We start from the raw sequence: 13,036 nt of genomic DNA on the forward strand, positions 1-13,036 counted from the left end.
TTTTAGGATTAATATTTTAATGCCTCGTCAATTCTGGCTGGTGTTTTGATTTCATTTAATAAGGAATCAATTGGTACTGTCGAAGTATAATCAACTGATTTATTGATGAAATTTTTAATAACATCAGCATCCAGTTGCTGATGATCCACAGCACTTTTCTTTAGTATTATCCAATATAAATAGCTTTTTAAATCATTATTCACAGCTGCTTCATTTTCAAATACTTCATGAAAGGTGCGGTCCAAAATTTCAACTTTGTTTTCGAGTTTATCCAAAAAAAGAATGTATTCATTGGTAATTTGTCCTAACATCAGTTTTCTTAATTTTTTTAAAGCTTCAGTGCTATCTTCATAGAAAAAAGTAATCTCCTGATAATTTACTTCTTCAGAAAGCAATAAATTTCTGTATAATAAATTAAAAATAATAACCGTATTGTCAATATTCTTTTCTTTCATTTCAATTCTTGACATATTATGCAACTGCTGGATCTTATGATACGATATAGAAGGATTGTATCCTTCAAGTTTTTCATCGAACAACATCGTTTCGTACGTCTGTTGTTTTGCTATCATATAGTTTGTTTTTTTATAGCTTAAAAATGCCTGAATTGGGAGACTTATCAAAGTATATACATCCTTTTCTACAATTGACAATACATCAAAATCAATACACTTTTTAGCACGCATCATCAGCATTTCTGCTTTTTGTACATTCCCCATTCTTGCCTCTTTGAGTGCTTCATGATTATTGAGACTGTAGAAATTAAAAGCTTCCTTATCTTTGCATACCATATTGATGAATTTATCCATTTCCTGTTGAAAAATGAAATCATCCTTATAATGAATAATATTCGCAGATATAAGCTTTTTATGTTTTTGTAATAGCTCGATGGTGTAGATGTTATTCTCCATTTTATCAACTCATTAAATATTCTGCTCCTTTTTCCTGTATAATATAATTGATGGCAAGCTTATCCTGAATATTGAATTTATTGGAAGGGCAGGCAATAATTCCCTCTTCCCAGGATTTAGGACATCCTCCTCCACAAACCGGAAACATTTTGCAGGTATGGCATGGATATCCTTTTTCATCAGCAAGAACAATATCGTTCCAGTTTTGTAAATGAGGTGAATTAAACTTTTGGTCAATATCAATATCTTTTATATTTCCAAGTTTATACTGTGAATTATCATAAACAGGAACATAGGATACTTCGGTGCAGTTGTATATATTGCCGAATGCATCTATTAATTCTGCATCCTGATTAGTAATCATACAGAGTTCGTGATTTCTTACGGGAAGAATCAAGGGTGAGAATCCATATTTATATTGTTCTAGAATCCATTCTATCTCTTTCTCAGCAAATGTTTCTTTTTCCAGGGATACCAAATGTGCTTCATTACCCCACGAGTGAATAGGTGCTACGTAAAAATGGGAAATTTTATCCTGAAAACCATGCTGATACAATAACTGTAATAATGGAACTACTGACTGGTAATTGGTACTGTCAACATTACATCTTATGGAAATATGAGCTCCGAGATCTTTGTAATTTTCAATACTAAAAATATCAACTAAATTTTTAAAAATAAGATCAAATGATTTCTCGCCTGATTTCACAAATCGTCTTTTATCATGAAATTCTGCGGTACCATCCAATGTTATTTCTATTGTTTTTATATGATGCTTATTAACCAACTCCAGAAATATATTTTTTTTCAATGCAAGACCATTGGTGGTAATTTTAGCATTGTACCCAATTCCTAAGTCTGAGGTAAGTTCTTTTAATTTTTCCGTTACTTTTCGCAATGTGTGTAAGCTCATCAGGGGCTCTCCTCCAAACCAGCCAATAGACAAGGCCTTATACTCTTTTAAAGAAAGTTTATATTTTATCCGCTCAATTAATTTTTCGTAATCCTTGGCCTGCAGATCATTTTTGGTATGTTGCTGCCCGCAATACCCGCAACCCAGCTGACAATTTGATGAAGGCTGAATGACCTGATACAATACATCATTACCTGAAATCATCATTTTATTTTCTTCTATAATTTCCATTAATTCATCTTCAAAAGAAGGAACTAAAATAACAGCTGTAATAAGCTGGTTTTTTATATCGGAATCGACTTTATCAAAGTGTCCGTTGATCAGGAAATTATAATTCTCTTTCTCCAGGAGAAGTACTTTACAACTTCTGGTAGAAAAGATAACATATTTATCCTCCGAAACCTGTGTAGAAATAGTATAATGAGATAGTTTATAGTTCATTGGTGCACGTTTATAATTAAAAGATAAGTGTTCATAGTTTAAAGACATTAAACACAGTCGGTCTGTTAGAAGTTATTCCACTTCCGATGTTATGCTTTTGCCAGACATCCGGAATTACATACCAGATTCAGTGGTGCTGTTCCTCCTTTGATTGAAGATAATTCTCCTTCTTTTAACGTGGTCACATCCGCTGAAATTTTAGTCAGCAGGTTTTGTAATTTTGAATTTTTCATTTTAATTAATTTTAGTAATAAGATGTTTAGAATCATAGTTTTTGAAGTGTATAATTCTTTCGACTTTTTCACACTTTCCTTGCAAGGGATATTTACAAAATGTTTCATTTGCATAGTACTCTACAAACTACTTTATTTGATAAAATCTATTATTTATTTTTTAGCTAACTGATGACCGGCAAAGGTTAATTATTACACCTCATTCCTAAGAATAGGATGATGACTGATTTATTTTCTGGGGGGAATGTTCTTAGGGTCCTCAGTGATAATGTCACTTTCAGTACTTGTAAATGCTTGAAGGCTGCTGCTTCCTATTTTCTTTATTTGTACTTTTTCGGAATTACTGGCAATCGAATCAACCGTATCAAACTCACTATCATTTCTGTTTGAATTCATTACAATCAAAAGCAAAACGAGCACAAAATAAAAATTGAGCGTTTTCATAAAAATCAGTTTTTGTTTTCTGTTTGGAAATGTATAGAGGTAAAATGAAACTGACAAAATCTAAAATCAGTTTCATCACTATCTTGTGAAAAAAGAATTATATATATACAAATAAGAATTATATTTTAATAAAAAAGATCTTTCTTTTCATAAATCATAAACATATAATATCCTGTTTTTAAATTATTTAAGTTTTTTTCACCAATAGAAGAAAAATTTATTTATTTTTATATTGTTTTATAGCTAAAAATGAATAATTTAAAGTATATTTTTCTTATTTTATTTCTTTTTGGAGGATTTTTTTCTCTATTTTCTTCACGATATAATCAAAAGCAAGTCGGTACTATGAGTTATTCCGAACTGGAACTGACTATTCAAAATTTAGAAAATAAACCTGATGAACAGTGGAAATACATCAATAATTTCATCCGAAAGGCTAAAAAAGAAACCAACCCTGAAAAGACGAGAAGAGGTTATGTTCTGGCAAGTTTTAATAAGAGAGGCAAGGAACAGATATTATATGGAGACAGCATATTAATTATTGCAAAGAAAATCAACGATAATAATATAATCGGTGACAGCTATTTGTCTCTGGGAATGTCTTATACTAATAATGAAAATTACCCTAAAGCATTGGATGCTTTTATTAAAGGATACGATTATATTAAAAAAAATAAAAATCCTTATTTAATTCATAATGCTGAATATCAAATAGCTCAAACCAAATCGTATCTGGGATTATATCAGGATGCACATGAATTATTAACGGACTGTGTTTCCTTTTTCAGATTACATCATGAAAAAATTGAAGATACCCATTATGCCTATTATTATCTTTATTCTTTAATTGCTCTGATAGAAACAAATAGTCATTTATCAAATTTTAATGCTAATACAAGCCTTATACAGGAAGGCATCGACTTTATAAAAAAGAATCCGGATTTCAAAGAATATTATGCTTATTTTATTTCTTCACAGGGAACTGATCTTTATTATCAGCATAAATATGATCAAGCTGTAGTAAAAATTCACAAAGCCATTCAATTATATAATGATTCATGGAAACATCTTACTGACAAGTTTTATCTGGGAATGTCACTTTGGAAATTGGGAAAAAAGGAAGAAGCACTCCCCTATTTTTTATTATTCGATCAGGAATATAAAGAAACTGGAAAATTAGATCCTAAATTCCGGCCGGCCTTTGAAATTCTCATTCGACATTATTCAGAAAATAATGACAGTGAAAAGCAGCTCGAGTACATCAATACACTTCTTATACTGGATAAAGCGTATGAAAAAGATTATAAGTATCTGAATTCTACGTTAAACAAAGAATATGATACAAAAAAGTTACACGAGGAAAAAGAAATACTTGAAAATAAAATTAAGTGGGAAAGGTTTTTTTATTTTACACTTATTGGCTTCGGATTTCTAGTGATTTTATTTTTAACATTTTTGCTTACCAAATATTATAACAGAAGAAAATATTCTAAAATATTGAATGAAAGATATTTTGAAATACAGGATGAAGACATTCCAGTTCAAAATGAAATGTTCGAACAGACTAATGATGATGCAATAATTGATGACCAATTAGGAATAAATCCTTTAATTGTTGAAAATGTGCTTAAAACATTATCTTCTTTTGAAAAAGATAAACAGTATCTCAAAAAAAACATCTCCCTTGCCAGTATGTCTAAACTTTGTGGAACGAATACAGTTTATCTATCCAGAATTATCAATTTCTATAAGAAAAAAAGTTTCAATGAATATCTTAATGAATTAAGGCTGGATCACATCGTTTCTCAATGGAAAAACAAACCTAAAACAAGATACATCAGTATACAAAAAACAGCAGAAAATGCAGGTTATAATACTACTCAAACTTTTACAAAAAATTTTCAGGAAAAATATAATATTCCACCTACCTATTTTCTCAATCAACTCAATAAAGAAAGCTAGATTAAAATTATTTATTCAACCAAATCAGGCATTCTGAAATCTGTGTCTTGCTGATAAATACTTCAGTATTCACTTCCGGATCCGGAGAAAGCTTGAGCTCTACTTTCTGGCTGGAATGTTTGATAATTTCAGTAATTGCTTCTTTATTAATGATAAATTTCCGGTTTACTTTGAAGAAAACCTCCGGGTTTAACTTTTGAATAATATCCTTAATGGTATCATCATAAATATAGGTCTGATGATCCAAAGTCGTTAGAAAAAGATATTTACCGGATGCAAAAAAATAAGCCGTATTATTTTCGTCTATTGACTTCAGCTTATTTCCCTCTCTTACCATAAAACGCTTCATCACTTCATGGTTATTTCCCTGTTGTAAGGTTGACATAGATTTCAATAAGGGTTCGGGATCAAAATTATTGCGTATTGAAATGAATTTCTGTAATGCTTTATGCAAATCCTCTTCTTCAAAAGGCTTGAGAAGATAATCTATCGTAAAATGCCTGAACACCCTCATCGCATATTCATCAAATGCCGTGATAAAGATAATGGGAGTAAAAACTTCCACATGTTCAAAAATTTCGAGGCTCATCCCATCACCTAAATGAATATCCATAAAAATGAGATCTGCAGAATTGTTTTCGAAGAAGTCTATTGCCTGTTTTTTTGATCGAAGAATAACTGTTTCGGTAACAGGAATGATATGTTGTTTATCCAAAAGATTTTTCAGATAATTAACAGCCAGCAATTCATCTTCTATAATGGCAATTTTCATAACATTACAAAAGTACAAAAAAACCGCCAGAACGATTAAGTTCAAGCGGTTTCAGGGGTTGTTAATATGAAGTGTTATAAATTAGGATTATTTCTCTTTGCACTCATCGGATATTCAATCGTATATCGTACATCATTTTGTTGAAGAATATATTCCTTACCACTAATTAAATGGCTTATTTTTTTCTGGTTTGCTCTCCTTAAATCGAACCAACGCTGTCCTTCCAACGCAAATTCTCTGTATCTCTCATCCATTATGAAATTCAGGAATGCTCCTGCATCCATGGAGGAAATGGTATTCTGTACAGAAGCATATCCATCCGGAGTATACCTGTTTTTTAATACCTTTAAAAGCGTTTCTTTAGCCTCATCAAGCTTATTCAACTTTAATAATGCTTCAGATTTTATAAAATATTGTTCTGCTGTTCGGAAAGACACTCTGAAATCTGAACTTCCGCCCTTAATAACTTTATATTTGCTACCGTTCTTTTCAAAATAAATTCCAAATCTTTTGTCTGCAGTAGTATTATAGGCTGCCAACAAGTCCGAAGATACAAAACAAAGGTTTTTTATAGAATTATCCCATGTATTATCCAAAGCCATGATAGATTCCGGTGATGCAAAATGATTAGGTACCGTATTCGTAGTATTTAAATTAACCAAATCACTTTTTACAGCCAGCACCTGATCAGCATAGCTTACCGCTTTATTCCAGTCTCCTTCATAAAGAGCCGTTCTAGCCTGAAAAGCCATTAATGCAGTTTTTGAGAATCTATAATTGACACCTGCCACCTGCTTTTGCTCTACCATAAGCTCTTCTGCTTTCCGGATATCAGCATGCACCTGGTTATACACTTCCTGTACCGAAGATGGCTTCAATACTTGTTCAATATCAATTTCCAGACTGATGGGAACTCCTTTGTCTGTAGAAGCTGTTGCACTATTGTAGGGAATCCCATACAGATTTACCATATCAAAATACAGATAGGCACGAAGCGCGTAGGCTTCCGCAAGAATCTGATTTTTTTCCGAAGAATCCTTCATCGTCTTACTCCCCTCATTAATGATTTGATTCAGATAAAAGTTCACGGAATAAAAACCTACCCATGGAAATTCTGTAGATGACGGATCGTTATTGGAATCCTTCCACATGGCAATTTCACGATAGGAAATAAAATCCATTCCGTTTTCATCAATATTCACCTCATCTGTACGAAGGGCTGTTAAAGACTTGTGAACGGGATATTTTGAATAGGCAGATGTAAGTACTTTACGATAATCCTCAGCAGTCGTAGGGATAATTTTCCCTTCAGGCTGAATATCTAAAAACCTGTCACATCCTACACTGATAAAGCTTATTGCTGCAATTGCTATAAATGTTGTAATTTTTCTCATTGTTTTCAAGTTTTAAAAGGAAACATTAAATCCTACAGTTATCGACTTGGCTATGGGCTGTACATAAATATTACCATAAGTTTCCGGATCAAAATATCCTTTATAGCCATTACTGAATACGAAAAGGTTACGTCCTTCGATGCTTAGTCTCAAGCTGCTGATTCCCATGGGGCTTGTAAGTTCTTTAGGAAGTGTATATCCTAAACGGATACTGCTGATCCTCACATAGCTGATCTCTTTTGCCCATACATCCAGCAAGCTGTATACATTGGAGCGGTTTCCGGCAAACCATTTATTGGCCATCCAACCGTCAGGATTGGCATCCATATCAGGACTCGTAATCCCGGGAAGCGAAGATCCTGCTTCATAGATCTCTCTTGTGTAGTTTCTTCCTCTATCAAGCTCCATTCCGCGGTATGAAGGGGTTCTCATTACCGTCTGCTTAAGATTGACAGTTGCAGAAATCGTCAAGTCAAAATTGTGTACTTTAAAAGTATTGATGATCCCTCCTGTAAACTTCGGATCTCTGTCTCCGATATAAGTAAACATATTTCTCAGTTCAGCATTTGAAAGTTTTGTATCTACAAGCTGTCCCGGAAGAAAATCTGCATATACATCATACAACTTAAAGAACTCTACTGCTGATATCTTTTCATTTCCTTTCCAAAACATAGGATTACCCTGCTCATCCATTCCGGCAGTTTTTAAAGCAAAAACAGCATTCACCGGAAGACCTTCTCTGGAAGGGAATATGGAATTGTCACGAGCTTGCTCGCTCAATACTCTACTCTTGTTATGAGCGAAATTAATTGTGGTTGTCCATTTGAAATTATCTTTATTGATATTTCTGGTAGAAAGAGCCAATTCAAAACCTTTGTTCGTTAAGCTTCCCCAGTTCATCATCGTATATTCAAATCCGGTTTCAAGCGGAGTTTCTTTCATACTGATCATATCAGTCCCTTTTCTGCTGTAAACATCTGCGGTAAGGTTGATACGATTTTGGAACAAGCCCAGATCAAGTCCAAAGTTAACATTGGTTGTTTTTTCCCAACGCAGCTTATCATTCGGAGGACTGATAACATTGATAATATTTTCCTTTGATCCCGGAAGAATCGTTGTATCACTATATTCTCCAATAAAGAACGGTGATGTATTACGGTCGATATTTCCCTGAAGACCATAAGATGCTCTTAATCTAAGGTTAGAAACAGCAGAAATATTTTTCATAAAATTCTCCTTCGTCACCAACCATGAACCTGAAACGGCCCATATCGGCAGGTATTTATATTTTTTATTAACCCCGAATAAATTTGTACCGTCATACCTCACACTTCCAAAGAAAGTATATTTCTGATCATAGGTATAAGAAGCAGTAGCAAACATGGAAGCATAGGCATTCTCAATCGGAGGCATCTCACGATAGGTTTCATATCTTTTATCCGATCCAAAAGTTGAATTCGGAAAGACAATTGCGGTACCTCTTCTTGTGGTAGGATCATACCCGAATGCTCTGGTCACTGTAGTATTATCTTCTGTTTTACGCATCTCAGTTCCTGCCATCAAATCAATTTCATGTACTGAATTGATCTTTGTACTGTACATTCCTTGCAATTTCCAGTTGTATTGAAAGAAATCATTATTCCAGTTTTGCTTTACTGCACCCGCAGGAAGGAAGTAGTGGTATCCGCCATCCTTATAATAACGGGTATTTTCTCTCATCTTTCTGGTGAAGTATGTATTTTCAGCGGCATATTTCTCTGTTTTATTAGCATCATACTGAATGCCTAATTGAGACGTAAACCTCAAACTTTTTGAAACCTTATATTCTAAATCAAATATTGCTTTCAGTGAATTGTTCTTCAGAGTATAGCTTGTATTTTCTCTTTCTTCCAGGAAGTTAAAAGGAATATAACGATCATCAAAACCATCCATATCTCTATCATACCTGTAACTTCCGTCCGGATTGAAAGGAGTCAGATAAGGATTCACATTTCTTGAATAATTCATGGGATTGATTGATGCATCAGCATCTGTCACAAACGATTCGCGCTCGCTTTGTGTACCGAAAATAGAGATTCCTGCATTTAACTTATCGCTTAATTTATAATTGTTTTTTAAAGTCAGGTTATAACGCTTAAAACCGGTACCGATTGTGGTTCCTTCCTCATCATAGTATCCTAACGAGAAGTAATAATCCGAACGGTCACTACCTCCCGAAATACTCAGTCCGTATTGTTTGTTGATGGCGTTTCTATACAATAATTTTCCCCAGTCTGTATTATTATTTCTCAGACCGTTAATCTGCTGACGAGTCATGGAATTCAAGGCATCCAACCCTCCACTTCTGAAAGCATCCAACTGGCCGTTTTGCGTTAAAATTCTCATTATTTCCCCTTTATCAGCACGATACGTCAAATCTGCACGCTTGGCAAGCATCAATTCAAGATCAACCTTTTCAGAAGCGTTCATCAGATTAAGTTTATCAAAATCAGGACGGGTTGTCACAAAGGTATCAGCAGAGAAATTTAATTTCAGGCTTCCTTTTTTTCCTTTTTTAGTTGTAATGGAAATGACCCCGTTTGCAGCTCTTGCTCCGTAGATTGCTGTTGCTGCGGCATCTTTAAGGATGGTAATATCTTCAATATCGTTAGGGTTTAATCCTGCAATGGAGAAGTTCTGAAGCTGGTCAATATTATCTTTATCAGTAAAGTTGGGTACATCATTCCCTTCCAATGGTAATCCGTCAATTACCCAAAGCGGATCTTGTGGACCGGAAAGCGAAGCTGTTCCTCTGATTCTGATTTTTGCCGGACTTCCAGGAGCTCCTGTTTCCGGAGTAACTGCTACCCCTGCAATCTGCCCTGATAACATCTGATCTACACTGGCAACACCAGCCTGATTGATATTATCCATCTTTACGGTTGCAACAGCAGAAGTCTGCTTACGCTTCTCAATCTTCTGATAACCGGTAATGATAACTTCCTGTATTTTATTTTTATCTGAAACCTCAGCAACCAATCTTATGGTATAATTGGTCTGACCTTCATTAAGTTGAATAACCCTGGATTCATAGCCGGGATAGCTTACCAGTACAGACTTGGTGTCTGCTGGAATTTCCAGGATAAATTTTCCGTTTTTATCGGTTACGGTACCTACAGATACACTTTCAATAATCCCTTCCAGTTCTGTTTTGGTAGAAACCGACTGAGTTTCTATTTTTATAGATGCTCCGGTGATTACACCGGAAGTGTTTCCGTCTTCAATTTTTCCGGTAATGGTTTTCTTTTCCTGGGCCAGTGCAACCTGCGCCGCCAAAAGAGGTAAAAGTATTAGAGTTTTTTTCATAGCGGATTATTTATTTAAAGCCTCTTTAATACGGATGATTAAGTCTGCATAGTGAGCCCTGGAGGCATCATCTCCTTTATATTCTCTTTTATATAGTAAGTCCAGTACCTTCTGTAATTCCGCTCTTTTGTAAGTCGTTACTTCAGATACTCTTTTCATGGATGAATAATTAATATTTCTCAGGCCCTGTTCGTCTTCATGGAAATTACAAATCGTTGGAACCTTTAGGGTATTGTCGATCTTTAAGGCTTTAACAGCTGTTTTTTCGAATAGTTTATTCACTGAAACAATCAATGCATCCACATAATTCTTTTGAGCCATCTTTTCAAGAATATTAAGATTTCCTTTTTTATTGAAAACAGATCCTCTTACCTGATCAAATAGATTCTCAACGGTGTAGATCTCTTCTTTAGACCCTGAAACCTGATGTTTTAATTCATTTTCAAGCAGCCTCAATAATCGGTCATCCATCAACAGGGAGTAAATATTGGCATACTGCATTCCCCTTGCCAGTGTATATGGAGTTTGTTCAAACGGCCCCATCGGCGAGTTTTTAACCGGGTATGTTTTTTCTGTTATCGGATTAAAGAATAACCATTCCGGAAGGCTGATTGCATTTTTAATAAGATAATCAACTGCTCTTTTCTGAGTCTCTGCCGGTACTGCTTCATACGCTTTTTTCTTGCTGCCAAAAACAGTATTGTTCAGGTAAATTCCTCCCACATTCGCCATTACGTGACCGGTATACAAATCCCATTGTCCGATAACACCCATATATAATTTTCCGGCATTGGTATAATCTTTACCATCTTCATAGGTCCAGCTTAACAGATTGTTGACAACAGTTTTTAAGTTTTTCAACCCGTATTCACTGGCCCTCATCGCATCATCTCCAAGGTCTTCAGATTGTGAACGCGGATCGATTGTTTCTAAGTAGCTTTGTTGTTCTCCGTAGAAATACATGGGGTCGTCCTGATGTTTTTCTATTAAATTTCTCAATGCTTTTTTCTCAGACATTTCATCCGGATACCAACGATAGCCCCATTCAATAGCATATTTATCATACACTCCTATTTTCGGAGTAATAGCCGTTACTCCGTCTTCCGGCTGAGCCACGTAATTGTAACGGGCATAATCCATAATAGAAGGGGCAGTACCGCCCATTTTATCGGTAAATTCTTTGGAACGAAGCGACTCTACAGGAAATGCAAAAGAAGCTCCCATATTATGTTTCAATCCGAACGTATGCCCTACTTCATGAGACGACACAAAACGAATAGCCTCACCCATATGTTCATCACTAAATTTATTACCTCTGGATTTCGGATCTATGGGTCCGGTTTGAATTCTCATCCATTCCTGAAGTGAAGTCATAACATTGTGCCACCAGATGATATCAGATTCGATAATTTCACCACTTCGCGGATCCACTACTGAAGGCCCCATCGCATTTGCTTTAGGTGAAGCTGCATAGGTAATCACTGAATATCTTACATCATCGATATCAAAATCTTCATCTTTTTCATCAGGCATTTTTGCAATTACTGCATTTTTAAAACCTGCCTGTTCAAAAGCAGCCTGCCAGTCGTAAACTCCGGCAATGATCTTTTCACGCCATTGTTTAGGTGTTGAAGGATCAATATAATAAACGATCTGTTTTTTCGGTTCTACTAATTCTCCCCTCAGGTACTTTTCTCTATCTTCGTCTTTAGGTTCAAGGTTCCAACGGGTGATGAAGAATTTTTCATCCATCTTCTGCTGGCGGTCGTTGAAAGCCCAATGCTTTTCTGTGAAAAATCCTACTCTTGAATCGGAGATTCTTGGTTTCATAGGGTTCCTGGAAAGCAGTACAAGATTGGTAGTAACTCCTAAAGTTACCGGCAGATCAACTCCTCCTTCATTTACAGAGGTTGTCAGCTGAGATTTCACGACAAGGTTTTTAGGAAATGTCTTTACTCCTTCAATATAAGAAAGACTCGATTTTACCGACCCACCCAATCCAACATTAGCCAGTACATCATTAAAACTTTTCTGATTTCCATCAAAGACTTTATTGACTTTAATAGCCACAGAAGTGGAATCACTGTTTTGTGCTTCAATATCAAAAACTTCAATGACAGATTCCGAAAAGTTATCTTTTACAGATTTTGTAATGGCATCATTCTTAGGTGAGGATACTTTTACGTCCGAAGTTTTTACCCAAACTTTTCTGGCTACATTATCACGGTGAAAAGTGATGATCTTATTTTCATAATTCATTCCTTTGTTCAGGCCTGCCTCGTTAACCTGCATAGGAACCTGAGACAGCTTATTAACCACCAAAAACTGGCGTCCCATTAAACTGTCCGGAATTTCAAAGTAAACATCCGTTTTTACCTGAATAGTATTAAAAAGCCCTTTTTTATAAGTCCCTTTCTTGATCAGGTCTTCTATTTTTTTTGCCTTCTTTGATGATGAAGTTTCTGTTTTATCAGTTTTGTCTTTATTGACCTTTACTGTATCTTTCTTCTGTGCCAGTGCCATTGGTGAAGCCATAGCAAGTCCTAAATACAGTGCCAGTCTGTAATTCTTCATTAAAATAGTCCGATTCATTCCAAATAGTAAATATCTTAGTTTCAGCT

9 protein-coding genes are annotated in these 13,036 nt (G+C 35.0%); 1 reads left to right on the forward strand and 8 read right to left on the reverse strand.

The window, feature by feature from the left end; genetic code table 11:
• Positions 1-8 precede the first annotated feature (8 nt).
• The 4 genes from EG342_RS23930 to EG342_RS23940 all read right to left on the reverse strand — a co-directional run bounded on the left by EG342_RS23930 (position 9) and on the right by EG342_RS23940 (position 2,942).
• Positions 9-911, reverse strand: a complete 903-nt coding sequence (locus tag EG342_RS23930; protein ID WP_103293168.1) for a hypothetical protein — start codon at positions 909-911, stop codon at positions 9-11.
• 4 nt (positions 912-915) lie between these two features.
• A complete protein-coding gene (locus tag EG342_RS23935; protein ID WP_164465227.1) occupies positions 916-2,265 on the reverse strand; it encodes a radical SAM/SPASM domain-containing protein in 1,350 nt (449 codons plus the stop codon).
• A gap of 89 nt (positions 2,266-2,354) precedes the next feature.
• Complete coding sequence (locus tag EG342_RS25310; protein WP_164465228.1) at positions 2,355-2,498, reverse strand: hypothetical protein; 144 nt, start codon at positions 2,496-2,498, stop codon at positions 2,355-2,357.
• A gap of 228 nt (positions 2,499-2,726) precedes the next feature.
• Complete coding sequence (locus EG342_RS23940; protein WP_123868172.1) at positions 2,727-2,942, reverse strand: hypothetical protein; 216 nt, start codon at positions 2,940-2,942, stop codon at positions 2,727-2,729.
• A gap of 345 nt (positions 2,943-3,287) precedes the next feature.
• Between EG342_RS23940 and EG342_RS23945 the strand changes: the two genes are divergently transcribed.
• The gene (locus EG342_RS23945; RefSeq protein ID WP_164465229.1) at positions 3,288-4,904 is read left to right on the forward strand and encodes a helix-turn-helix domain-containing protein; all 1,617 of its coding nucleotides are present in this window, start codon (positions 3,288-3,290) and stop codon (positions 4,902-4,904) included.
• Positions 4,905-4,911: 7 nt separating this feature from the next.
• On the opposite strand, the gene EG342_RS23950 is transcribed toward EG342_RS23945, so the two are convergent.
• The 4 genes from EG342_RS23950 to EG342_RS23965 all read right to left on the reverse strand — a co-directional run bounded on the left by EG342_RS23950 (position 4,912) and on the right by EG342_RS23965 (position 13,007).
• On the reverse strand, positions 4,912-5,676 hold the full coding sequence (locus tag EG342_RS23950; RefSeq protein WP_103293172.1) for a LytR/AlgR family response regulator transcription factor: 765 nt from the start codon (positions 5,674-5,676) through the stop codon (positions 4,912-4,914).
• Positions 5,677-5,750: 74 nt separating this feature from the next.
• On the reverse strand, positions 5,751-7,070 hold the full coding sequence (locus tag EG342_RS23955; protein ID WP_103293173.1) for a RagB/SusD family nutrient uptake outer membrane protein: 1,320 nt from the start codon (positions 7,068-7,070) through the stop codon (positions 5,751-5,753).
• Between the two features lie 12 nt (positions 7,071-7,082).
• Complete coding sequence (locus tag EG342_RS23960; RefSeq protein ID WP_103293174.1) at positions 7,083-10,415, reverse strand: SusC/RagA family TonB-linked outer membrane protein; 3,333 nt, start codon at positions 10,413-10,415, stop codon at positions 7,083-7,085.
• A 6-nt stretch (positions 10,416-10,421) separates the two neighbouring features.
• Positions 10,422-13,007 carry a zinc-dependent metalloprotease gene (locus EG342_RS23965; protein ID WP_103293175.1) on the reverse strand — a complete coding sequence of 862 codons (2,586 nt, stop codon included), beginning with the start codon at positions 13,005-13,007 and terminating at the stop codon, positions 10,422-10,424.
• Positions 13,008-13,036 lie beyond the last annotated feature (29 nt).

The organism is Chryseobacterium lactis, from assembly GCF_003815875.1.
Taxonomy (GTDB): domain Bacteria; phylum Bacteroidota; class Bacteroidia; order Flavobacteriales; family Weeksellaceae; genus Chryseobacterium; species Chryseobacterium lactis.